Genomic DNA, 24,664 nt, shown 5'->3' on the forward strand with positions numbered 1-24,664 from the left:
CCGCTTTTTATATTTGCACTACTGCGAATCAGGCCAGCCGGAGACTGTCTCTTCTCCAAGCAGCTGTACATAAGGCGGCAGCTGCCCGTCATGCAGCAGCCACAGTTCATGCAGCGCACGGGTACAGCCGACATACATCAGCTTCGCGTCCCAGGCCGCTTCCCCGTAATGTCCGCTGTCCGCGTCTGCCAAGATGACGGCGTCGAACTCCAGCCCCTTGGACAGATACACAGGCAGCACAGACAACCCGCCCCGGTATTCAGTCATGCTGCCGTCAATCAGGTGAAGATCCTCAAACTGTCCGGCAAGCGCGTCGTACAGCTCAGCAGCTTCCCGCAGGCTGCGGGTTAAGACAGCCACTGTGCGGTATTCACGCCCGGAGAGTGCCCCCAGAGCCGTTCTGACGGCACTGAGGCGCTCACTCCCGGCTGCTGCCGCTGCCGGCTGACGATCGGCGTAAGAGATCAGCCGGACCGGGTTGCCGCTGCGGAAGACCGGAACGGCGAGCAGGGAGCTGCCAACACCGGAAGACAATATGCCGTTGGCAAATTCAATGATCTCCATGGTGGACCGGTAGCTGCGGGTCAGTGCATGATAGGCCGTATGTTCCGGTGCAAACAGCGTCTGCATTTCTTCCCAGGCATGTACACCCTTGTAGGCATGTATCCCCTGTGACAAGTCGCCCAAAATGGTAAAGGAATGACCCTTCACGTACAAATCAAGCACTGCAATCTGGAAAGGCGAGAAATCCTGCGCCTCATCAATAACGATATGGTCAAAGCGGTCCCCGCCTTCATTTCCGCTGAGCAGATAATGAATATAGAGCAGCGGCGGCAGATCCTCTTCGCGCAGGATGCCTTTTTTGAGCTCCTTGACCGTTTCCTTCAGCACGCCTTGCGGAATAATCTCCGGGGCTGCAGCCGGCCAATGCTCCGGAACCTTTGCCGCCCGGAAAATCTGCTTATAGATCATAAGCGGATCATATTTGGGCCACTTGCCGCTGTAGGTCTTCTCGCGTGCCGCCGCTTTTTTCTTGCGTTCCTTCAGCGCTGCCTGCGAAGGGCTCTTCTTGAGCTCCATCTCAATCCAGCGGTGAATTCTGGCCATCACACGCTCTTTGCGTTTGGCCGGCGGATAGGGGGCGTATTCCTCGTTATGCCAGCGCAGAATCATCGAACGCCGCAGTACCGCACCTTCCCAGGGAATGAAATCCCCCTCCGGCACCGCACCGGTCTCAAGCAGCTTGATCGTGGCTTCAATAATCTCCATCAGCACCGTTGAACCCTTGAAGCGGCCCGGTGTTTCTTCAGTAATCTCCGGCATGCTGCCAGCCGTTTCGAACCAGCGGTTCATCGTTTCCGCTGTATCTTGCTCCGGCAGTGTGATACCCAGCACGTCCGCAGCCCAATCCGGGAAGGTACTCTGGGCAATGTTGCCCACGCCAAGCTCCGGCAGCACATCCGAAATATAATCCAGGAACATCCGGTTCGGGGCGAAAATAATCATTTTCTCCGCGGAGACCTGTTCCTTGTATTGATACAGCAGGAAAGCCAGGCGGTGCAGCGCAACTGTTGTTTTTCCACTTCCGGCCACACCTTGAATGATCAGCGCCGTATTCTTCGCGGCACGGATAATCTTGTCCTGCTCCTCCTGAATCGTCGAGACGATATCGCGGAGACGGTTGTCCTTATTCTCGCCCAGGCGGTATACGAGAAATTCATCGGATACGGCCGGGGCGTCGCTGTCGCGGTTGTAGGTATCCGCCACCCGCTCCAGGATTTGCTTGCGGATCACCACGTTGCGTTTTAAATATACCAGCCCCTCAATCAGCCCCTCCGGGGCTTCATAGGAGGCCGGCTCCGTTCCGCCTGTAAACGAATAGAACAGGCTTGCTACCGGTGCGCGCCAGTCAATGACTAGCGGACGGTCGCTTACCTGTTCTCGGTCTACGCCGATTTTGCCAATATATAGTGCCTTGCGTTCGTCCTCGTCATTGCCCTGAAAATCAAGCCGTCCGAAATAAGGCTCCTGCCTAAGCTTGGCAAGATCTTTGCGCCTCTGTTCTCTGGAATCCTCCAGCACTTGTTCCGTATACTCGCTTCCTGTGTACACCGGTATGCTGCGCAGTCTCTCCAGGACAGTGTCGATTTCTGTAAGCGCGCCGTTAAGCCTGTCTTCTTCCTCTTGATAGGCACTTTGAACGTCGTCTTCCAATTTCAGTTACCTCCTAAAAGTAATCTTAAAGATTGATCTCGTGCAAGACTGGCTTCACTCACACAAAAAGGATACTCATCATATCACAACAGACCGGTGAAATCCACATATTTCAAATTCTAGTATACAGGCGAGTCTGGATAAGCTGCTCCGCCAGGTTCAACCCATTAAGGCATGCAATACAAAATTCGCCACAAAAAGTCCGGCGATGCCGTACAGCGCAGGCGGCACTTCCTTGCCCCGGCCCATAGCGAGTTTAACGATGGGGTAAGTAATGAAGCCAAAAGCCATACCGTCGACAATGCTATAGGTGAATGGAATCATTACCATGATCAGAAAGGACGGAAACAGCTCGGTCATATCGCTGAGATCCATCTCACGTACACTCTGCACCATAAGACCGCCGATTACAATCAGGATCGGTGCGATGGCGCTGTCCGGCACATAAGCCAGCAGCGGGATGAACAGGAAGGTTGCCCCGAACAACATGCCGGTAACCAGCGAGGTAAGTCCGGACTTTCCGCCGGCCGCGATGCCTGCAGTCGACTCTGCGGCAGCGACTACCGGACTGCTGCCGAACAGGCCGGCCGCAATATTGGCGATGGACAACGCACGCAGGCTGCTCTTGAATCGCTCCGGGCGTCCTGCCATCAATGTCTGGGAAGAGATCAGCCCGATATTTTCAAACACAACAATCAACAGCAGCAGGAACACGGCAATCCAGAACACAAGGCTGATCCCCCGGCTCAAGTCCATTCCGGCAAATACATCACCATAGCCTGAAAACACATGGCCGGAATCCTCCTGGCCCGGGGCATGCGACGCACCTAACAGATAGGCAAGTCCTGTGCCCACAATCATGCTGATCAGCAGTCCCCCGCGTGTTCCGCGGATGAACAGCACCAGTGCCAGAACCAGGGTTACGCAAGAGGTTATCACGGCAGGGTCGCTGAAATGTCCGATCGCGACAAATGTCGTCCGGTGGGCGATGACGATTCCGCTTTTTTGCAGGCCAATGAAGGTCAGAAACAAGCCGATTCCGACAGTAATCGCATGCTGCAGATTATGAGGGATCGCGTCGCTGAGAATACGGTATAGCGAGGTGAACGCCACAATCGCAAACAGCACTCCGGTCACAACTACAACAGCAAGCGCTTCCCGCCAATCCAGCTTCATGGAATGCACCAGCGTATAGGTGAAAAAGGCGTTGATCCCCATTCCCGGAACGACGATAATTGGTGTCTTGCCGCCGAAGGCCATTAGCAGACAGCCGGTAATTGCCGTCAGCAGCGTAGCCACCATACCGGCCCGCAGCGGCATCCCCGCATCATGCAGAATAGCAGCGTTGACCATAACAATATATACAGAAGCAAAATACGATAGGATCCCTGCCGCCCATTCCTGTTTCCAGTTGTCGCCCGGCTCCAGACCTACGCTATTTCGCCAAAAATTCGATTTCATGTAAATACCTCCACTGATGGTAAATTCCGCTGCCAATACAGCATTCCTGCGTTGTTTCCGGATTTTAAAATCACAATAAAAGGGCGTAAGCAGCCGGATTCCGGCTGCACGCCCTTTTGTCCTTTGGTTAGTTCGAGCTGAGATAGGCCTGCTTTCGTTTATACGTTTACTCCGCCAGCCTTCAAAAGGTCCTGTACGGCTACACTCACCATAATGAGTCCAACTACCGGAGGCACAAACGAGTTGCTGGCAGGCGGCAGTTGAGCCTTACGTCTGTCCGGCGCATCTTCAGGAACGATCTGCTCGGTCACATCCACACGCGGTTTCACCGGCTTCTCAGTGGAGAAGACAACCTTCACACCTTTTTTGATCCCATCCTTGCGCAGCTTCTGGCGGATCACACGGGCAATCGGGTCCATCTCCGTCTTGGAAATGTCAGCCACCTTAAAGCGTGTCGGGTCCATTTTGTTAGCTGCGCCCATGCTGGAAACCATCGGGATTCCCCGGCTCAGGCATTCTTTAATGAGATGGATCTTGTAAATAATCGTATCCGAAGCGTCGATGACGAAATCGGGCTTGTATTTGAAGAGCTCCTCATAGGTTTCTTCCGTGTAGAACATATTCAGGGCAATGGCTTCGCATTCCGGATTGATCAGCTTGACACGGTCCACCATCAAATCCGCTTTTTTCTGGCCGATGGTTGTCGTAAGCGCATGAATCTGGCGGTTGATATTGGTGATATCCACTGCGTCTTTATCAATCAGGATAATGCGGCCGATACCTGTACGGGCCAGAGCCTCAACCGACATGGCCCCTACGCCGCCAATGCCGAGCACGGCCACTGTGCTGTTCTTCAAAATCTCCAGACCTTCCGGTCCGATGGCCAGCTCCGTACGCGAGAACTGATGCAGCATGATGTAGCGCCTCCTTCAAAAAGCCGGCGAAGCAGCGCTGCCGCTCCGCTTAGGCCTGGTTAGATTTAGTTCTTTACCTTCTCAGGTTTCGGAGCCAGCTTGATGTGCAGCTGTTCCAATTGTATTGCATCTACCGGTGCCGGTGCATCCATCAGCAGGTCAGTCGCACTTGCCGTCTTAGGGAAGGCAATGGTTTCGCGCAGGTTGGTGCGGCCGGCAAGCAGCATTACGAGACGGTCGAAACCAAAGGCAATCCCGCCGTGCGGAGGTGTGCCGTATTCAAATGCATCCAGCAGGTAGCCGAATTTCTCGTAAGCAACCTCCGTTGAGAAGCCGAGTGCATCGAACATTTTTTCCTGTACCTCACGTTTGTAGATACGCTGGGAACCGCCGCCTACCTCGTAGCCGTTAAGCACGATATCGTAAGCCTGGGCACGGATAGCACCCGGATCAGTCTCAAAGAGGTGCAGGTCTTCATCCATCGGACGTGTGAACGGATGATGTTCTGCCACATAACGTTTCTGGTCTTCATCGTAGCTAAGCAGCGGGAATTCAGTAACCCATGCGAACTTGAACACATTGTCGTCAATCAGACCAAGCTGGCGTCCGATCTTCAGGCGAAGCGCACCCAGTACATCGGCTACCACTTTTTTGTTATCAGCAGAGAAGAGCAGCAAGTCGCCTTCTTCGGCACCGGTACGTTCCTTCACGGCAGCAATCTCTTCCTCGGTGAAGAACTTCACGATAGGCCCCTTGAATTCGCCATCCTTCACTTGAATCCAGGCAAGTCCTTTAGCTCCGTAACGCGCGGCATAAGGTCCAAGATCGTCGATCTCTTTACGGGTCCAGGTACCGCAGCCTTTGGCGTTGAGGCATTTTACTTCTCCGCCCTTTTCGATCACAGAGGCGAATACTTTGACGCCGCTGCTGGCCACGATGTCATTCATTTCTACCAGCTCCAGGCCAAAACGCAGGTCCGGCTTATCTGAGCCGTATTTGCCGATGGCTTCGGCATAAGTCAAACGCTGGAACGGCAGGGCAATTTCGACGCCGATCGTTTCTTTAAGCAGGCGCTGCATCAGGGTCTCCATCATCGACAGCAGATCATCCTGCGGCATGAAGGAGGTCTCGATGTCGACCTGGGTGAATTCCGGCTGGCGGTCAGCGCGCAAATCTTCATCACGGAAGCAGCGGGCAATTTGATAATAGCGCTCAATACCGCCGACCATCAGCAGCTGCTTGTAGATTTGCGGCGATTGCGGAAGTCCAAAGAACTCGCCTTCATGCACCCGGCTCGGTACCAAATAATCACGGGCGCCTTCAGGTGAACTTCTGGTCAGGATTGGTGTTTCGATATCAATAAAACCTTCGTTATCCAGGAAGTCGCGGAAGATCTTCGCCGATTTGGAACGAAGCAGCATCGTTTTGTACATCTCCGGACGACGCAGGTCGAGATAGCGGTATTTCATCCGCAAGGATTCATCCACTTCCACACCGTCTTCGATGAAGAACGGCGGCGTTTTCGCAGCATTGAGTACTTCAATATCCGTAATCTGCACTTCTATCTCTCCTGTAGGCAGGTTACGGTTAATGGTTTCTTCGTCTCGCTTAACCACTTTCCCCGTAACAGCGAGCACATACTCACTGCGCACTTTATCTGCAATTTGCAGCGCTTCGCCGGAATAGTCGGGATTGAAAACGACCTGTACGATTCCGCTGCGGTCGCGGAGATCAATAAAAAGTACGCCCCCAAGGTCGCGGCGGGTCTGCACCCATCCGTTTAGAGTTACGGTCTGGCCGATATGCTCCGGCGTCAATTGTCCACAGTGATGGCTTCTAGTCATAATATATTCTACCCCTTCATGGTTAAAAGTAACTGCGCTTATATGAATCAGTGAGTTTCTTCCTCTTGCAACAATACAATTACTTCATGCCAAGCTGTCTAGTCCAGCGACTGTCCCAGCTCTTCCAGCTTGATGGTCCGCTGCTCGCCAGTAGCCATCGATTTCAGGGCAATGACGCCGCTGTTCAGCTCATCTTCACCGAGAATCGCTGTGTACCGAGCCGACATGCGGTCGGCCGATTTCATCTGCGCCTTCATCTTACGGCCCAGATAATCCCGTTCTGCAGAAAAGCCAAGACTGCGCAGAATGAACAATTGTTTCGTAATCTCCAGATCGGCCGCTTCGCCAAGTGCCACGAAGTATACATCCAGCGGCTTCACCGTCTCCAGCTCTACCCCTTGATTCTCCAGAATCAGCAGGATCCGCTCCAGCCCGATGCCAAAACCGATGCCCGGCTGATCCGGACCGCCGATTTCCTCCACCAGACCATTGTAACGGCCGCCGCCGCCGACCGTGTCGATAGATCCGATGCCGGCTGCTTTATATTCAAACGCTGTATGCGTGTAATAATCCAGTCCGCGTACCAGACGGGGATTGATGCTGTACTCCACACCCATGATATCCAAATGCATTTTGACCTTCTCAAAATGAGTTGTGCATTCTTCATCCAGGCTGTCCAGAATGGAAGGCGCACCGCCGAATTTGTCCTGGTCGACCTTGCAATCCAGCACCCGCAAGGGGTTGCGGTCCATACGCCGCTGGCAGTCACTGCAAAGGTTATCCCTCATCGGTCTCAGGAAATCCAGCAGCTTCTCCCGGTACGCCGCACGGCTAGGTACGTTGCCCACGGAGTTCAGCTCTACCCTTACATCCCTCAGTCCCAGATCCTTATAGAACTGGTACCCTAGGGAAATCACTTCCGCATCAATCGCCGGATCCACTGCTCCAAATGCCTCGATGCCAAATTGGTGAAACTGGCGGTATCTTCCCGCCTGCGGACGCTCATAACGGAACATGGGACCGATATAATACAGCTTGCTTACATCCGGCTCACCGTAAAGCTTGTTCTGAACATAAGCACGGACCACACCGGCTGTTCCTTCCGGACGAAGTGCCAGATCGCGGTCGCCCTTATCCTTGAAGGTGTACATCTCGCCTTCCACAATGTCCGTTGTTTCCCCTACACCACGTTCGAACAGCGCCGTGTGCTCGAACATAGGAGTGCGGATCTCCCGGTAATTGAACCGGCGGCAAAGATCCCTGGCCTTCCCTTCAACATACTGCCATTTCTCAACCGCACCCGGAAGCACATCCTGCGTGCCTGTCGGTTTCTCGAATCTTTCTTTAGCCACAGCCTATCCCTCCTGAAAATAACCCCTCTTGCCTGTCTGTTTGTCAACTTCTAAAAAAAACAAAAAAATCCCTCGCCCTGTTTATAACAAACAGGGACGAGGGATTATTATCAACCTAATAATACACCCGTGGTACCACCCACATTCCGGATCCATGCAACTGCCTGAATCCGCTCTAAGCGGTTAACGCCCGCCTACGCGCAATCGGCTACTGACTCCCGGCAATCTTCATTGCCTGCTTTCGCCGTGCGTTCTCGGGGAGGTCATTCATCCGTTCATCAACAGAATCCTTGCAGCCGGGCGGAAACGGTAAGCTCATCCTACGGTAGGACGATATCCATCTCTGCGGGGGATTCCTCTCTGGGGTTGTGGGGTACGGATTACTTGGTCCCGTCATCAAAACTTTATGACAATCTGTATATTGTTAGATTCTACTGAACCACTGCGCTAAAGTCAAGGAATCCAATAAAAAAAGCTATTACAAAAAAAAGTGACCTGCAGCCGATTGCTGCAGGTCCATCATCATATATTATAAAAAAGGGGGTCATGCTTCTATTATAAACACGCTATATTAAGGAATCATGAATGTAATATTACGGTTGTATTACAGAAAAGAAAGCGTTTTATAAATCTGGACAATCCCCTACTGAAACACAAGGATTACTTTACACTACAACATAATTCCCTGTCCAGAGAAAAAAAAGAAATATTACTGTTCTTGGATTTTAAAAAGCTCCGCCAATCCCTGTAACGGATCGGCGGAGCTGTAGTTTCGCAACTATTCATCTGCGAGAGAGCGTGCTCTCTTTTTAATCAAAGATTTCCACGTAAGCACGCTTCCGGCGCAGCGCCTCGATAACCTCATCCTGTTTGCCGTCAGCCACCTTAACTTCCATGACATAACGAAGATCATCCAAATCCCTGTCGTCAAATTCAGCATGATTCCGGACATCACCCGCACTGCGGTTATCCAAATCATCAGGACCGTCATTCACATCGATTGCCGGTACAATAGGGGCACCGGCAATCGGGCCGGAGCCTGCAACCGCACCCGTAGCGCCAAATGCGCCTCCGGTCATCGCGGAGTTGTTATAAGGAACCAAGGGAATCAGGATATTATTTCTGTAATTCCCGTCTGTTTTTAAAGGATCCGTCAGCGGGGATACTTCCAGATTATCCACTCCGTAAGGAATCAATGCCGTCTTAGCGCCTTCTGCTTCATCTTCTGTTCTGAAATAAGCCTGGATTCTTCTACTCATTGTCGTTCCCTCCTTGGATTGTTGTTTGATTTTGGGGGCCCAGCTTTTATTACAACACCTTCAACAGCTCACGCACAAATGCGGGCTCATCTTTTGGTGTGCGTGAAGTAATGTAATTGCCGTCCACGACGACCTCTTCATCCTTAAATTCCGCTCCTGCGTTAACCACATCATCCTTAAGGGGCGGGTAGGATGTCACCGTGCGGCCTTGCAGCAAGTCTGCGCTGATCAGGATTTGCGGTCCGTGGCAGATGGAGGCAATCGGCTTGCCTGTTCCACTTACTTCCTTCACAAAGCTCAGGATATCAGGATCGAGCCGTAAATTTTCCGGGGACGAGCCTCCGGGAATAACCACAGCGTCATAGTCTGCGGCTTTCACCTCGCTGATGGCTTTATCGGCTGCATAGGACACACTGCCTTTTTTGCCGAGCAAGGTTTCGTTTTTCTTCAGACCGATGATCTCCGCCTGATGCCCTGCTTTTATGACTTCATCGTAAGGTATCTTCATTTCGGAATCTTCAAAACCGTTGGCGAGCAGAAATGCAACTTTACTCATGAGATTAATTCTCCTCTCCACTTTTCTGTTCTCGTCTTCTTATTACCCTTATTGCAGCGCTTTCTAACGAAGTGCAGCGGCTTACCTTTCTTTTCATCCCTTTACGCTATAAAAAGAGTTACGCCCAATATGCCAAAAACCGCAGCCTCCCAAGCATTTCAAGTGCGCGGCAGGAGGCTGCGGCTTCTTCCTTTCAACACGTCAGTCTCTTGTTGCTCCACGGTCCCTTTGGCCGCAGCAGCGGCTTCTGCAGAACTTCCGGCCGCATATGCCGGCAAGACGCTCCATACCCATGCTTTCTGTGATTGTCTCATGCTGGACTCCCTGCTCCTCGGCGAATTATGACTCTCCCTTAGTTTATCCAGCCCAGAACGCCTCTATCCGCAGGGAAAAAGCAAAGGATGCCGCATAGGGTCCTTGGAACGGAACCCCACGCGGCATCCTCGATGCACGTAAACATCTTAAATTAAGCCAAAGCGGCAATTAAATTTCACAGCTAACCCCGGCTGTCCAGAATCAGGGTGACCGGGCCCCAATTGGTCAGTGATACATCCATCATTGCGCCGAACACGCCTGTTTCCACCGTAAGTCCGCCATTTCTCAGCTCATGGTTGAAATAGTCGTAGAGCCGCTCTGCCTCAGCGGGTGCTGCGGCAGCCATAAAGTTGGGACGCCGGCCTTTACGGCAATCTCCATACAGCGTAAACTGCGACACGGACAAGATTGCTCCGCCGGTCTCGGTAACGCTGAAGTTCATTTTGCCGGATTCATCTTCAAAAATGCGCAATCCGGCGATCTTGTCGGCCAAATATTTAGCATCCTTCTCCGTATCCTCATGAGTAACGCCGACAAGCAGCATCAGGCCTTGGCCTACAGCTCCAGTGACTGTCCCATCCACGGTAACTTTTGCTTCCTTGCAGCGCTGCACGACCACTCTCATTGGTGCGTTCCACTCCTTGCCTTATTGCATAATGCGGTTAACCGTATATACATCCTTGACCCGTTTCACCCGATCGACCACTGATTGCAAATGGTCTGTATTGCGGATAAGGATCGTCATATGAATCATCGCCATCTTGTTCTTGTCGGAGCGTCCGGTGACCGCAGAAATGTTAGTCTTGCTCTCTGACACCGCCTGCAGCACTTCATTGAGCAGGCCGTTGCGGTCATGGCCGGTAATCTCAATATCAACACTGTAGTTGGCCTCCATACTGCCTTCCCATTCCACTTCAATCACACGTGCCGACTCTTCTCCGTCACCATCGCCCGGAATGTTCGGGCAGTCCTCGCGGTGGACGGAAACGCCGCGTCCGCGCGTCACATAACCGATAATGTCATCGCCAGGGACCGGATTGCAACATCGTGCAAAGCGGACCAGCAGATTATCAATTCCTTTTACACGCACTCCGTTGGTTGGCTGATTCCGTTTCTCTCCGCTGGACTTAATCTCCTTCATCTCAGAAGTAAGCTCCAGATGCCCCGCAGCCTCTTCCTGATCCTTGCGCAGCTTCTCCGTGAGCTTGGAGGCAATCTGCGCCGCAGTAATCCCTCCGAAACCGACTGCCGAGAGCATATCTTCCAAATCGCCAAAAGCGAATTTCTTCGATACTTCAGTCAGCTTATCTTCCGTAAGCCAATCCGATACTTCAACATTGAGGCGCTTCAGCTCGCGTTCGATCGCTTCACGGCCTTTTTCAACGTTCTCCTCGCGTTTCTCCTTCTTAAACCATTGCTTGATCTTGCTCCGTGCATGCGAGGATTGTGCGATCTTCAACCAGTCCCGGCTGGGACCATACGAATTCTTCGAGGTCAGGATCTCCACGATATCCCCGGTCTTCAGCTTGTGATCCAGCGGCACGATCCGCCCGTTCACCTTGGAGCCGATAGTCCGGTTACCTACCTCCGTATGGATACGGAAAGCAAAATCAAGCGGAACGGAACCTGCCGGCAGCTCCACAACCTCGCCCTTCGGGGTAAATACGAAGACAAGGTCGGAGAAAAAATCCATTTTGAGCGATTCGACAAACTCTTCCGCATCCTTGGCTTCATGCTGCAGTTCCAGGATTTCGCGGAAAAACGGCATCCGGTTCTCCGGATTGACGTTATTGCTGTTTCCTTCTTTATAAGCCCAGTGGGCGGCAATCCCGAACTCTGCGGTGCGGTGCATCTCCCAGGTACGGATCTGCACTTCCGTTGGCTCTCCGCCTGGACCCACTACCGTCGTATGCAGCGATTGGTACATGTTCGCTTTGGGCATGGCTATATAATCCTTGAAACGTCCGGGCATCGGCTTCCAAAGAGTATGAATAATCCCTAATGTGGCATAACAATCCTTAATGTTGTCGACGATAATGCGGATAGCGAGCAGATCATAGATTTCGTTAAACTGCTTGTTTTTGGTGCTCATTTTGTTATAGACACTGTAAATATGCTTGGGACGTCCCGACAGATCGCCTTCAATGCCCATTTCATCGAGTTTGGCTCGAATGCGGCCGATTACGCTCTCAATGAACATTTCGCGTTCCGCCCGCTTTTTATGCACCAAATTGGCAATACGGTAGTATTGCTGCGGATTCAGGTAACGGAGAGCGATATCCTCCATTTCCCATTTAATCGCCGATATCCCCAAACGGTCTGCAATGGGACAGAAAATCTCCAGCGTTTCATAAGAAATGCGGCGCTGGCTTTCTTCTGACTGGTACTTCAGTGTCCGCATATTATGCAGACGATCCGCCAGCTTGATCACAATAACGCGGATATCCTGAGCCATAGCAATGAACATTTTGCGGTAATTCTCGTTCTGCTGCTCTTCCTTGGAACGGAAACGGATGCGTTCCAGCTTCGTCAGACCATCCACCAGCATGGCACAGGTATCGCCAAAATTCTCGCGGATCTGCTCCAGTGACACCGTTGTATCTTCTACGACATCATGCAGCAGCGCTGCAATAATGGATATGACATCCATCTGCATATTCACAACAATATCTGCGACCGCGAGCGGATGCAGAATGTATGGCTCCCCCGATTTCCGAACCTGCCCGTGATGAGCCTGATCGGCAAATTCATAAGCTTCCCGGATGCGGAGAAGATCTTTTTCTTTTATATAGGCGCTAGCCTTTTCAATTAATTGCTCTATGCCCATTCTCGTCGTATCCGTTTCCTTTCTATAAAGAAAAATTCCGTAATGGAGTTTATCTATTTAATGAATGAACCCGCAAGGTGTGTCCGGTTTGCAGGGTTATCAGCTATTCCAGGCTACACTACACGCAGTTTAAAGTTGTTTATAATTATGACGCTTACGATGGATTACGTCAACACTTGCCATAGTGTGGCATTCCTGCAGGCTTAGGCCTCAAAGAATGGGCAATTTCGTGGCATCTGTAAAATTGTTGTTGTAAAAAGTCGCCGTACTATTTAATCTAGTAAAAGCGGTTTTCCGCGACCTAACCTAAAACTACATAAAAGAAAGAGAAGTGAACTCCATTGCAACGCGAATTTCAAGTTAATGAGAAACTCCCTTGGGGCCCGGGATTTCTGCTAAGTCTTCAGCATTTATTCGCCATGTTTGGCAGCACGGTGCTTGTCCCCAACCTGTTTGGGGTAGACCCTGGCATGATCCTGTTGATGAACGGTATCGGCACATTGCTCTACATCCTGATTACCCGCGGCAAAATCCCGGCTTATCTTGGATCAAGCTTTGCCTTTATCTCACCGGTACTCAGCGTGCTTACCAAAAACGAGAGCGATCATATGCATGGATATTCGCTTGTACTGGGAGCGTTTATTGTTACCGGTATTATCTTTATTCTCGTCGCTTTAGTCGTCCGTTATGCCGGTACAGGCTGGATTGATGTGGTGTTCCCTCCGGCGGTTATGGGCGCAATCGTGGCGACCATCGGACTGGAGCTGGTGCCGGTTGCCGCACGTATGGCCGGACTGATCGCTCCTGAAGGTGTAAGTACTGCCGACTGGACACCGGACGGAAGCGCAATTACGCTGTCTATGGTAACGCTGGGTGTAACGGTTATTGGCGCAGTACTCTTCCGGGGCTTCCCCAAAATCATTCATATTCTGATCGGGATTGTTACCGGTTATGTGCTGGCCTATATTATGCACAAGGTTAACACGGGTGCCATTTCCGACGCACAGTTCCTCTCCCACCCGACGATCGTCACCCCATCCTTTGACTGGGAAGTAATCTTCACCATTATTCCTGTATCCCTTGTCGTTATCGTTGAACACATCGGCCACTTGCTCGTAACCAGCAACATTGTCGGCAAAGATCTGGCGAAAGATCCTGGTCTTGACCGCTCGCTGATGGGGAACGGGATTTCCACCGTCCTCTCCGGATTCATGGGTTCTACTCCTAATACTACTTACGGCGAGAACATCGGTGTTATGGCCTTAACCAAAGTGTATTCGGTGTATGTGATCGGCGGAGCAGCTGTCATTGCCATTCTGCTCTCGTTCTCCGGCACCTTCTCTTCTATCATTGCCAATATCCCCGCACCGGTAATGGGCGGAGTCTCTCTCTTGCTGTTCGGGGTTATCGCGGCTTCCGGTTTGCGGATCTTTGTAGAGCAGAAGGTCGACTTCTCCAAAGCAACCAATATGATTCTGGCTACCTTGGTGCTTGTTGTCGGCATCAGCGGCATCTCCCTGAACATGGGCAAAGTGGAGCTTAAAGGAATGGCGCTGGCTACGATTGTTGGTATGGTTCTGTCTCTGCTCTTCAAGCTGTTCGAGGTTCTTGGCTGGTCAAACGAGCAGGAAAAAGAGAAGTCCGCCCATTAGACCCCGAATACTTATATATGAAGAAAACGGATGCTCATCTGCTTCAGGATGGCATCCGTTTATAGTAAATAAACAGATTGATTTAAGCTGTCCCCATTTGGGCGAGGACGTAGCTACGGTGAATATTTGGCCTTCCGGCCGCTGTTGTCGTAAGAATTTCTTGATTGTACCCGCTATATGCGGTGGAAAACGAATCAATTATATTAATAAAAGCGGACCGCTGTCTTCATTCGACAGCGGTCCGCTTTTTATTTCCCGGGAAAAGTTATCCCGTTTGAAATTAGTCCTCGTAAGTCATCAGGGATATCACTTCAATATCCGAAAGCTTGTTGCGGCCGGCAAGCTCTACCAGTTCGATGAGGAAAGCAGCGCCGACAACTTTGCCGCCGAGCTGTTCCACCAGACTAACTGATGTGGCAATGGTACCGCCGGTAGCCAGCAAGTCATCAGCGATCAGCACCTTTTGTCCCGGCTTGATGGCATCAGTATGTACGGCCAGTTTATCCTTGCCGTATTCCAGATCATAACCCACTTCAATGGTTTCGTAAGGAAGTTTCCCACTCTTGCGAATCGGTACAAATCCCACCCCCAGCGCGTAAGCCAGCGGTGCGCCGACTACAAAACCGCGTGCCTCAGGACCGGCAATTACGTCAATCTGCAGATGTGACACAAGCGCTTTAAGCTCATCAATCGCCTGGCGGTATTTGTCGCCGTCTTTAAGCAATGTAGTAATATCTTTAAAGCTGATTCCCACTTGCGGAAAATCCGGAATCACACGAATACTGTCTTTTAAATCCAACATGATCATCTCCTAAAAGTTGTGAGCAGTTCCCTCACTGAATTCTCTTCAAACAAACTTTCTTCGGAAGCAAAGCCTCCGATCCATTCCGCCCTAGGATGCTCCTAAACGGCGGGACAGCATCCATTCCTGCAGCTCGCTGAGGCTGCCTTCCATGAAATATTGCTCCATTTCCGCAGTCTCACCCAGTCTGACAAAATGCCGGGAGGCCGTAAGACTCTTCGCCGCAGGCTGGGTAACAAAGGTAATGGTCCCGTTGCTGCGCTTGATAAATTCAAGTTCCTCAAACACCTCAAGCATCTTGCCCAGCATGCGCACACTGAGTGAAGACTGGCGGCTAAGCCGCAGCAGCACCTCATGCTCCGGTGTCGCCGCAGCAGCAATCGAAGCCAGCAATTTATATAACGACTTGAAATGATCACGTGTCGGTATTTGCAGCCGGTCACGGCCGTCCCGAATGGAGTGCAGCAATGCGATATTCTCAGCTTGTGGAAAAGCAGCAAGCAGCGCATCCAGCTGCTCTGGTGTACCCGGCATGTCCAGCAGGCAAAGCAGGGAAACCTTGCCTTCACCAGTATCGGCTTGTCCTTGATTCAGCACGGAGATCCCAGCATTCTCATCATATACCCAAAGCGACATGCCTTTCAATTGATTCAACGGCGTCATGCGGCTGTTGTGAAACACAGCTGCAGCGCTGAAGGAAGTTCCGCTGCTGTATTGCAGCAGCAGCTCTTTGAGGGTGGCCGCCTGCTTCACTGCATCAGCAGTCCCGCGCAAATCCAGCAGCTGCGCATTCGGGACTGCCAAATCCTGCAGCATCAGCTGAGGTTTGCGCGAGCCGTTCCATTCATTCACCGAAAGCTCCGCCAGGACATCTACCATAGTGCCACCTGGCAGCAATTGGGCTAACGCACCTTTGCCGAAGGCTACCGCCTCAATCGTATGCTTGCCTTGCTGCAAGACCAGCTTGAGATGTTTGCCATCCTGACCCATCTTGCGGGTCTCCTTCACCGCAGCTCCCCGAACAATAAACTTGGGCAGCGGATTGGCCATCCCGAAGGGAGCCAGTCTGTCCAAATCCAGTGCGGCCTGCAGCGTTAAATCAGAGATCGCCGTTTCACCGTCCGCAGCGGTCACAGGCATGAAATGTTCCGGCTGCAGAACGGAGGCTGCAAACTCATTAAGCGCAGCCGCGAAGGCATCCAGCTTATCACGATGCAGGCTCATCCCTGCTGCAGCTGGATGGCCTCCGAAATGATCCATCAGCCCGGCGCAGGAAGAAAGCGCCGCATAAATATCCAAACCGGGAATCGAACGGGCAGAACCTTTGCACATCCCGGTTTCGGGGTGAACATCCAGTATAATCACCGGACGGTAATACCTATCCAGCAGCTTAGAGGCCACAATACCCACCACGCCGACATTCCAGCCTTGATCAGCAAGAACAATAATGTCCGGCAGTGTTCCCTCTACGGTCTGCTGCTCAAATTTAGCGGTGGCTTCCGTGACGATTCTTTCCACGACCAGCTGACGCTCTTTGTTAAGCAGATCCAGTTCTCCGGCAAGCTGTTCAGCTTCCCCGGAATTTGTGGTCGTGAGCAAGGCCACAGCACGGCCTGCGTGATCCAGCCGGCCACTGGCATTAATGCGCGGCGCCATGCCAAAGGCAATATTTACAGCGCTTACTGTACTCATCGTTACACCACTGACATCAAGCAAGGCCCGGATCCCCGGAAAAGGTGAATGCCGCATACTGGAGAGTCCTCTGCGCACTAGACTGCGGTTCTCACCGAGCAGCGGCATGAGATCAGCAACTGTACCAATGGCCGCGATCTCGCTCCATTCCTCCGGCACCTCGTCCCCAAGCATGGCTTCGGCCAACTTGTAGGCAACCCCTACACCCGCCAAACCCTTGAAAGGATAAGGACAGTCAGGAAGCTTGGGATTAATCAGCGCAAAGGCCTCCGGCAGCAGTTCAGGCGGCTCGTGATGATCCGTTACGATCACATCGATTCCAAGCTCTGTCGCATAAGCGATCTGATGATAAGCGCTAATTCCGGTGTCTACGGTAATGACCAGCGACACTCCCTGCTGTACCGCCCAGTCCAGCGCATGATTGTGCAGCCCATAGCCTTCATTTGAACGATGGGGAATATAAATGTCAAAGGATGCCCCCAGATAACGCAGCAGGTAGATCATCAGTGCGGTGCTGGACACTCCATCCGCATCATAATCACCGTACACGAGAATATGTTCTTCTTCTTGTAATGCTTTTTTGATCCGTGGAACCGCTTCGGCCATTCCCTTCAACAGGAACGGATCATGTCTATCCTCCGCGCCTCCATCCATGAATTGCAAAGCATCAGCAGCCGTCCCCAAACCTCTGGTTACCAGCAGTGATGAAAGGAGCGGAGAAATAGAAAGGCTCCGGGCCAATTCCTCTACTGCAATGGGATCGGCTGCCGGAGAATGCCATCTTGTTTTTGAATGAAGCAAATGAGTTCACCTTTCTCTCACCCTGCGAACTACTGGAGCAGCGTGGGACTATCGTTGTCCACGAGCTCATAGTTGCTTTTGTAAGGATAACCCGGATCATAAGGCACAACATCCATATGAACCTCGCCCACATGGACAAAACGGTGCTGCAGCAGCTTCCTGGCGCATTCCGAAATATCCTGGGCTTCCGTCACGGTAATCCGCGGGTTAACGCTGATTTTAACTTGGAGGTTCACGTAACGCCCCTGCTCAAGTGCTTTTAAATACTCTACACGAATAACACCATGCACCCGTTCCACGGTTTCAATAAAGCTGGCCGTCTCCGCGGAAGGAAGTTCCTGATCCCTCTGGGCCAATACAGAAGTCGTAATCAGCGAATACCCTTTGCGGATAATTAGTGCGCTGGTTAGAAGAGCGGCAATCGGGTCCATATACAGCAGCGGATTCCAGTTGAGATATCCTCCAGCAAACGACCCGGCAATCCCGACGAATACGGTAATTGAAGTATATAGACTGAAGCGGTGGTTATCCGCGTATGCGGCATGGCTGCCATCGCCAATTTTCTTAAAATAACGATATTGATATTGAAAGATAGCCTCTTTAAATGCAATGGAGATCAGGACGGTGACAATCGCCGCCTCTCCAGTGGGTGATAAATGTCCCCGGGTTAAATCGCGAATTGCCGAGAAGGCAATTTGCAGCCCGCCCATTAGAATAAGAACTGAAAAAAGGATCGCGACAATCGGTTCCTTATTACGTTGCCCTTTCTGGGTACGCTCTGTTTCTTTATTCTTCTTAACCAGTTCTGAGCGCCACGGAAGAATATCCGCCAGCTTGGCTGCAGCGTCTGCTCCGGAATATAAAGCATCACCCAGCAAGGCTTTGCTGCCGGAGAAATAGCCAACACTTCCTTTAGCCAAAGCTAATGCAACATCGCTGACGATTCCGGTCCAGGCAACCGTCTCACTTTGCGGTGATTGTTTGTCATTCATAACGAGGCCCTCCTTGCCGGGTAGCGAGTAATCTCATGATGATTGAAGTTTGCTCATTCCACTCCAAAGATTCGAAAAGCCGCGTCGCCTTTGACGCGGCTTTTCGGGACAGGAAATTTTAAGCTTTGGCCGGATTGTTCTTCACTGGAGTCTTCTGGCGCTTCTTCAGCAGCAGCCAGAGCGGACTCGCGATAAAGATCGAGGAATAGGCTCCGAAGAGCAAACCGATAACCATCGCAAGTGAGAACATTTTGATGGACTCTCCGCCAAGGATAAGCAGGAAGAATGCAGCAATAAATACCGTAAACGCTGTGTAGAGGGAACGCATCAGGGTTTGGCTCACACTTTTGTTCACCAGCCCCTTAAGGTCCTCATACGTCTTCTGCTTGCCGAAGCGCAAATTCTCGCGAATCCGGTCAAAGATAACGATGGTATCATTGATGGAATAACCGATAATGGTCAGCACCGCGACAATGAAGGTCAAATCCACCTCAAGGCGGAAAATCGAGAAGATCGCAACAACCATAAACGCATCATGTGCCAACGCTACAATCGCAGCCAGGGCAAAACGCCATTCAAAGCGGATACTTACATAAATGATAATCCCCAGACAGGAAATCAGCACAGAATAGATCGCATTACGCGCCAGCTCTTTGGCCATTTCTGTATCCACCGTGTTAATCTCGAAGGAAGCTTTATCATCAATCTTGCTAATTGCAGCCTGCAGCTGCTCGCTCTGTTCCTCTTTAAGAACCTCATCATAACGGATATTCACCCGTTTCTCACCAATGGTGATGCTTGGTTCATGGGAGAGGCCCAGACCGCTGAGCGCAGGATTAAGTTCTTCCTGTGTAATCGTCTTGGACAGCGCCACGTCAACATTGGAGCCGGCCTTGAAATCAACGCTGTAGTTCAGTCCAAGAAAGCCAAGGAACACTAAGCCGAGTATCGTAAGGACAATGGAAAAGATATAGAAAAACTTACTCAAATGTACAAAATCAAGTTCTTTCTTAAAGCGCACGGATGTCACTCTCCTTTACCCCAAATTGCTTCGGCTTTTTCAGAACGCCGGCTTTGACCAGTGTACTGAGCAGCCAGTGGGCAAAATAGAGGTTCGTTACGATACTGAGCACAATTTCCACAATCAGTATCAGAGCAAAGCCTTTAACCGCACCCGTACCAAATGCGAACATAACGGCCGCTACGATAATAGTCGTCACATTGGCGTCCATAACGGTCCGGAAAGAGGTTTTATTCCCCGCTTTGACGGAAGACAATATGCTCTTCCCGCTGCGCATTTCTTCTCTTATCCGTTCGTTGGTAATGATATTGGCGTCAACCGCCATCCCTATACCGAGAATGAACGCGGCAATACCGGGAAGTGTCAAAGTAAAGTCAGCAACGACAAATACCAGAATCAGCAGCCATGTGTGCAGGATGAGCGCGAAGCTGGCCAGCACGCCCGGCAAGCGGTACATGCCGATCATAAAGATCAAGATAATGAGGGAACCCACAAGTCCCGCTCTGATCGTTTGATCAAGGGATTGTTTACCCAAGGTAGCGCCTACGCTTTGCGAATATTTCTCTGTCAGCTTCAGCGGAAGGGCACCGAGGTTAATCGTGTCGGCCAGTTCACGGGCCTGTTCTATAGTATAACCTCCGGAAATCGAAGCTTTTCCATCCGTAAGTACTGCTCTTACCGTTGGCGGAGCGGATAACAAATTTTCGTCAAGATAAATAGCAAGTTCTTTACCTAGCAGGCGCTTGGTAATTTCCGCGAATTTATCCTTATCCTTAACAGTAATGCCGATCTCAGGCTGGTTCAAGTTGTTGCGTTGAACCTCGGCAGCATTCTCAACAAAGTCACTGCCCACAAGTTCTATCTTGCTGTAAACCCCTGGAGCATCGCCGTCGGCAGCACTGCGGAAGGTCAGAACCGCTGGTTCCTTCATCTTCTTGCGCACCTCAGCCTCGTCGGTAACGCCCGCAATTTTCAGACGGATGCGGTCAGTTCCTTCAGTGGTTACTTCAGGTTCGCTTGTTCCAAGCGCATTGGCACGTTTCTCCAGACTTTCCGCTGTTTTCTGCAGCGAGGCACGGGTTAGTTCTCCTCCGGTTTCCATGGGCTCCGCGTGATACAGAATCTCGAAGCCGCCCTTCAGGTCAAGCCCCAGCCGAACCTTGTCCAATAGTCCGGGAGTACTAAATGCCATGACGCCTGTTAAAACGAGCACGGTAATGATAAAGCTCAAAAGTCTCTTCATGCTCTTGCTAGTTCCCCTTTCATTACTCAATATTCCTATTATAGCTACGTGCGAAATCACCGTCAATTCATGGAGGAACGACGGTGTTATACTCACACAAAGAAACGGCCGGCTCTGCCCAAGGCAAGCCATCCGTTTGATAGGAAAAGCAAAATTGGTCTTCTCTTACTTTACTGCTTCCTATAGCCATTTGCAAAAGAAAATCGTTCCTTGTATCAGTTTAATCCCCGATAAGCGGCAATCGTTAAATAATTCATATAACTAGTGGCCTTCAAGGAATAGATATCGTTCACAAGCTTGTGCAGGGGAGGATTGCCCTCCTTGGCATAGTTGCGGCTGATGCAATCCCAGATATCCTTGCCTGTTACATACTCATAGCCGAGGAGTCGGAATTCCTCCGCTTTGCTGCGGCACATGGCTTCGATATCTTCACCAAGCTCATCATCACTCCACTCTATCGATTCCACGTGTTGACACCTCCAAAGTTCGCTCGCTTTCGCATGTTACTTTTTAGTATTCGACCAGACTCCCCCGCTTTCCTTCTTCCGGGTTAAAACTTGTCATTTCCAAAGCTTGTCATGGAGTAGACAGGGTACCGCATATCAATATACAAGCCTACATCCACAAGCTTACCTTTTGGACAGACAGGAACGCCAGCGTTTTATTTCAATTCGGGAAGAAGGAGTGCCCTTTGAGTAATCTAAGGAAACAAAGCTTTATCCAAGGAACGCTTATACTGCTTGCTGCAGGCATTATTAACCGGATGCTTGGATTTATTCCGCGCATTGCATTACCTCGTATTGTCGGTGCTGAAGGCGTTGGGCTGTATCAGCTGGGTTATCCCTTTTTCATCGTGCTGATCACTGTAATCACTGGAGGGATTCCGCTGGCCATCGCCAAAATGGTAGCGGAAGCAGAGGGGGAGAACCGTCCTGAAGAGTCACGCCGTATTCTGCATACCGGACTTACCCTCAGTCTGGCGCTCGGCATCTTGTTCACCCTGGTCGCCCTGTTCAGCGCCTCATGGGTATCCAATGTGCTCCTTACGGACAGTCGTGTGTATTATACATTTGTCAGCATGACGCCGATGATCTCTATCGTTGCCGTATCTTCCATATACCGGGGCTACTTTCAGGGCAGGCAGAACATGATTCCTTCCGCACTCTCCTCCGTTCTGGAGTCAGTAATCCGCATTATCTTTATGCTGTGGTTCTCTTGGCTGCTGCTTCCTAAGGGTATTGCCTTTGCTGCAGCAGGTGCAATGCTGGGGGTAACTGTTGGAGAAATCGTCGGCATGCTGGTGCTGCTATGGCAATATTATTACATCCTAAAAAAGGACAAGAAGGATCTTCCTGACCCTGTAACCGCGGAAAATGACATTCCAGATCCGGTTATCCCTGAACCTTCAGCGGGCAAGCAGACTTCTGTACTGAAACGTCTGCTAGGCATTGCTGTTCCCGTCACGGCCGGAAGGCTCGTCGGCTCTTTTTCCTATCTTCTGGAATCGATTATTACCGCTCGCAGTCTGGCACTTGCCGGAATTGCCACCGCAGCTGCAACCGCGCAGTACGGCTCCTTACAAGGGATGGTTATTCCACTGCTGCTGCTGCCGGGAGTGCTCAGCTCTTCCCTTGCTGTTTCGCTCGTTCCTTCCTTGTCAGAGGCGGCAGCGCGCCATGATTTGGCAACCATTCATAAAAGAATGCATCAGGCCCTGAGGCTCGCTATGGTAACCGGAGCCCCTTTTGCTGCAATTATGTACATCCTTGCCGTACCGCTATGTACGCTGATGTACGGCAATGCGGACACCGCTCCGATGCTGCGGATGATGGCGCCTTTTGCACTCTTCCTCTATGTCCAAGCACCGTTGCAGGCTGCCCTTCAAGCTATGGACCGCCCCGGGAGGGCGCTTATTAATACGCTGGTTGGTGCAGTGATCAAAATCCTGCTCATTCTCGTTTTGGCCTCACAGCCCGAATACGGGATTTATGGCGCAATTATCGCAATTATCGTTAACAGCATTTTTGTAACTTTGCTGCACGGCTTCAGTGTGGTTAAGCTGATTAAATTGTCGATTAGAGTTTCCGATCCACTCAAAACGTTGACCGCGGTGATTATCATGGCCGCTGGCATGTCTTACATCTATACCTCTGTGCCCATCGCTGATACCCAGTGGCTGCAATTTTTACTTTCCGCCGCCTGCGGGATGGCTCTCTACCTGGGAATCTGCCTGCTTTCAGGCCTGATCTCTGTCCGCGACCTGGACCGTGTACCGTTCTTCAAACGCCGGCGTTAACCATACTCTATCTGGAACGCTGGCGGTCTACATATATTTCACCCTTGTGATCAATCGAGCACAGAAAAACATCGCGGAAATCAGATACGCCCTTTTGGCGGATTTGGGTTCTCAGCCAGAATCTTGTTTTCCCAATTAGCTCCAGATTGGTATCCTGCACCTTCCCGTCCATAATGAGCGGAATCGGCAAGCCTTCATACCTGATTTTATGCTTCGGCAGCTTGACGCCGCCGGAACTGTCACCACCACTGTTGCCCTGTTCATTATGCTCAGCATTAGAACTGCTGTTTCCCGATTGGTTGGATGACGACGCACCCTTGTTCTTCTCGATGACGGTAAGCTGGCCGCTGGTTTCCAGAATGGCAAACTCCACATCAGCGGGGCTGTCGATGTTCTGTCCCCGCAGCTGCAGCAGCAAATCATCAAGGTTATATCTTTGCCTGCGCATTTCCCCCCGGTGTATTTTGCCATCTGAGATCAGTACGCTAGGCTTGCCGTCAATCAGCAGCCGCAGCTTTCTGTTCTTAAGGCTGATCTGTGCCACAAGTACCTGAATCAGTACCAAGGTTGCCATGGGCACGATTCCGTCATAGACCGGCCGTTCGATGTCTTCAATGACAAACACAGCAATTTCAGCAATCATGATCGAAATCGTTAAATCGAATACAGACAGCTTGCCAATTTCCCGTTTCCCCATAATCCGCATGCTCAGGAAAATGAAGATATACATCAGCACGGTCAGAAAGATATGGGTAGTAATATGCTGGAACATATTCTCTTCGCTCCCCCTTCCGCTTCTCGCCCGGGCAGTTTGCCTTACGGGCGGATTAATGTACCCCTATTCTGGCCTCCCTGCCAAGGGAACATTCGGAAATGGTCTTAATAATTAATGGTAAATGAGCAGGCCTTGCCATTCTTGTACTATTGGGGCAAGCCTCCCCATACAATGAATAATAGTTAACTTAAGGTGATCGTCAAAAAACATTTAGGAGGTTTTACCATGTACTTCATTCGGCGCCTGTTCTCGTGGAGAATAACGAGTCCTGTATTATCCGGTTTATGCCGATCCTTCCTGTGGATGCTGCTGGGCGCGTTTGTCCTCTCACTTTTGCTGTGGGGCAGCGGTCTGAAGGAACAGGATCTTACAACGTATACCTACATCGTACACGGCATCGCCGCCGCATTCGGCGGACTGACGGCAGGACGCAGGGCAACCAGTAAGGGTTGGTATCAAGGATCCCTTACGGGGGGATTTTACGGAATCATTGTGTTGCTGGTCGGATTTTTGGCGCTTGACAGTGCCCCTGCAGGCATTGATGCTTTGTGGGTTATGGCTGCTGCGGCAATCGGAGCGCTCGGCGGAATGTTTGGAGTTAATTTACAAAAAAACTAAATTATTAGAATCCATAAAATTTGAAACCAT

Annotated in this window: 20 protein-coding genes; 3 read left to right on the forward strand and 17 right to left on the reverse strand. The window is 51.1% G+C overall.

Annotated elements, in window-relative coordinates; genetic code table 11:
* Positions 1-18 precede the first annotated feature (18 nt).
* The 10 genes from H70357_RS26320 to H70357_RS26360 all read right to left on the reverse strand — a co-directional run bounded on the left by H70357_RS26320 (position 19) and on the right by H70357_RS26360 (position 12,742).
* The gene (locus H70357_RS26320; protein ID WP_038595573.1) at positions 19-2,214 is read right to left on the reverse strand and encodes a HelD family protein; all 2,196 of its coding nucleotides are present in this window, start codon (positions 2,212-2,214) and stop codon (positions 19-21) included.
* Between the two features lie 159 nt (positions 2,215-2,373).
* Positions 2,374-3,675 carry an NCS2 family permease gene (locus H70357_RS26325; protein WP_038595576.1) on the reverse strand — a complete coding sequence of 434 codons (1,302 nt, stop codon included), beginning with the start codon at positions 3,673-3,675 and terminating at the stop codon, positions 2,374-2,376.
* A gap of 158 nt (positions 3,676-3,833) precedes the next feature.
* Positions 3,834-4,589, reverse strand: a complete 756-nt coding sequence (locus H70357_RS26330) for a tRNA threonylcarbamoyladenosine dehydratase (protein WP_038595578.1) — start codon at positions 4,587-4,589, stop codon at positions 3,834-3,836.
* Positions 4,590-4,654: 65 nt separating this feature from the next.
* Positions 4,655-6,433, reverse strand: coding sequence for an aspartate--tRNA ligase (aspS, locus tag H70357_RS26335; RefSeq protein WP_038595579.1), 1,779 nt, complete (start codon positions 6,431-6,433; stop codon positions 4,655-4,657).
* 98 nt (positions 6,434-6,531) lie between these two features.
* The gene (hisS, locus tag H70357_RS26340) at positions 6,532-7,785 is read right to left on the reverse strand and encodes a histidine--tRNA ligase (protein ID WP_038595581.1); all 1,254 of its coding nucleotides are present in this window, start codon (positions 7,783-7,785) and stop codon (positions 6,532-6,534) included.
* An 809-nt stretch (positions 7,786-8,594) separates the two neighbouring features.
* Positions 8,595-9,044, reverse strand: a complete 450-nt coding sequence (locus H70357_RS26345) for a hypothetical protein (protein ID WP_038595583.1) — start codon at positions 9,042-9,044, stop codon at positions 8,595-8,597.
* 49 nt (positions 9,045-9,093) lie between these two features.
* Positions 9,094-9,600 carry a type 1 glutamine amidotransferase domain-containing protein gene (locus H70357_RS26350; RefSeq protein ID WP_038595584.1) on the reverse strand — a complete coding sequence of 169 codons (507 nt, stop codon included), beginning with the start codon at positions 9,598-9,600 and terminating at the stop codon, positions 9,094-9,096.
* A gap of 158 nt (positions 9,601-9,758) precedes the next feature.
* Positions 9,759-9,914 carry a hypothetical protein gene (locus tag H70357_RS36075; protein ID WP_156130950.1) on the reverse strand — a complete coding sequence of 52 codons (156 nt, stop codon included), beginning with the start codon at positions 9,912-9,914 and terminating at the stop codon, positions 9,759-9,761.
* 182 nt (positions 9,915-10,096) lie between these two features.
* The gene (gene dtd, locus H70357_RS26355) at positions 10,097-10,540 is read right to left on the reverse strand and encodes a D-aminoacyl-tRNA deacylase (protein WP_038595586.1); all 444 of its coding nucleotides are present in this window, start codon (positions 10,538-10,540) and stop codon (positions 10,097-10,099) included.
* Positions 10,541-10,561: 21 nt separating this feature from the next.
* The gene (locus H70357_RS26360) at positions 10,562-12,742 is read right to left on the reverse strand and encodes a RelA/SpoT family protein (RefSeq protein ID WP_038595588.1); all 2,181 of its coding nucleotides are present in this window, start codon (positions 12,740-12,742) and stop codon (positions 10,562-10,564) included.
* Positions 12,743-13,083: 341 nt separating this feature from the next.
* Here H70357_RS26360 and uraA point away from each other — a divergent pair, with 341 nt between their 5' ends.
* Positions 13,084-14,394: a uracil permease gene (gene uraA, locus H70357_RS26365; protein ID WP_038595589.1), complete on the forward strand. Its 1,311-nt coding sequence runs from the start codon at positions 13,084-13,086 to the stop codon at positions 14,392-14,394.
* Between the two features lie 280 nt (positions 14,395-14,674).
* Here uraA and H70357_RS26370 read toward each other — a convergent pair whose 3' ends face one another.
* The 6 genes from H70357_RS26370 to H70357_RS26395 all read right to left on the reverse strand — a co-directional run bounded on the left by H70357_RS26370 (position 14,675) and on the right by H70357_RS26395 (position 21,412).
* Positions 14,675-15,193 (reverse strand): adenine phosphoribosyltransferase, encoded by a 519-nt coding sequence (locus tag H70357_RS26370; RefSeq protein ID WP_038600521.1) that lies wholly within the window; start codon positions 15,191-15,193, stop codon positions 14,675-14,677.
* Between the two features lie 93 nt (positions 15,194-15,286).
* On the reverse strand, positions 15,287-17,689 hold the full coding sequence (recJ, locus tag H70357_RS26375) for a single-stranded-DNA-specific exonuclease RecJ (protein WP_038595591.1): 2,403 nt from the start codon (positions 17,687-17,689) through the stop codon (positions 15,287-15,289).
* Positions 17,690-17,718: 29 nt separating this feature from the next.
* Positions 17,719-18,681, reverse strand: a complete 963-nt coding sequence (locus H70357_RS26380) for a cation diffusion facilitator family transporter (protein WP_038595593.1) — start codon at positions 18,679-18,681, stop codon at positions 17,719-17,721.
* Between the two features lie 118 nt (positions 18,682-18,799).
* On the reverse strand, positions 18,800-19,702 hold the full coding sequence (gene secF, locus H70357_RS26385) for a protein translocase subunit SecF (RefSeq protein ID WP_052092263.1): 903 nt from the start codon (positions 19,700-19,702) through the stop codon (positions 18,800-18,802).
* The gene (gene secD, locus H70357_RS26390) at positions 19,692-20,945 is read right to left on the reverse strand and encodes a protein translocase subunit SecD (protein WP_038595595.1); all 1,254 of its coding nucleotides are present in this window, start codon (positions 20,943-20,945) and stop codon (positions 19,692-19,694) included. The genes secF and secD overlap by 11 nt, the downstream gene beginning before the upstream one ends.
* A 215-nt stretch (positions 20,946-21,160) precedes the next feature.
* Positions 21,161-21,412, reverse strand: a complete 252-nt coding sequence (locus tag H70357_RS26395) for a post-transcriptional regulator (protein ID WP_038595596.1) — start codon at positions 21,410-21,412, stop codon at positions 21,161-21,163.
* 224 nt (positions 21,413-21,636) lie between these two features.
* Between H70357_RS26395 and spoVB the strand changes: the two genes are divergently transcribed.
* A complete protein-coding gene (gene spoVB, locus H70357_RS26400) occupies positions 21,637-23,241 on the forward strand; it encodes a stage V sporulation protein B (protein ID WP_038595597.1) in 1,605 nt (534 codons plus the stop codon).
* Between the two features lie 7 nt (positions 23,242-23,248).
* Here the strand turns inward: spoVB and H70357_RS26405 are convergent, their stop codons facing one another.
* Entirely contained in the window at positions 23,249-24,013 is a 765-nt protein-coding gene (locus tag H70357_RS26405) for a YetF domain-containing protein (RefSeq protein ID WP_038595600.1), read from the reverse strand.
* Positions 24,014-24,241: 228 nt separating this feature from the next.
* On the opposite strand from H70357_RS26405, the gene H70357_RS26410 reads away from it, so the two are divergent.
* Positions 24,242-24,634 carry a TIGR04086 family membrane protein gene (locus H70357_RS26410; protein ID WP_038595602.1) on the forward strand — a complete coding sequence of 131 codons (393 nt, stop codon included), beginning with the start codon at positions 24,242-24,244 and terminating at the stop codon, positions 24,632-24,634.
* Positions 24,635-24,664 lie beyond the last annotated feature (30 nt).

Origin of the sequence: Paenibacillus sp. FSL H7-0357 (assembly GCF_000758525.1) — a bacterium.
GTDB lineage: Bacteria > Bacillota > Bacilli > Paenibacillales > Paenibacillaceae > Paenibacillus_AQ.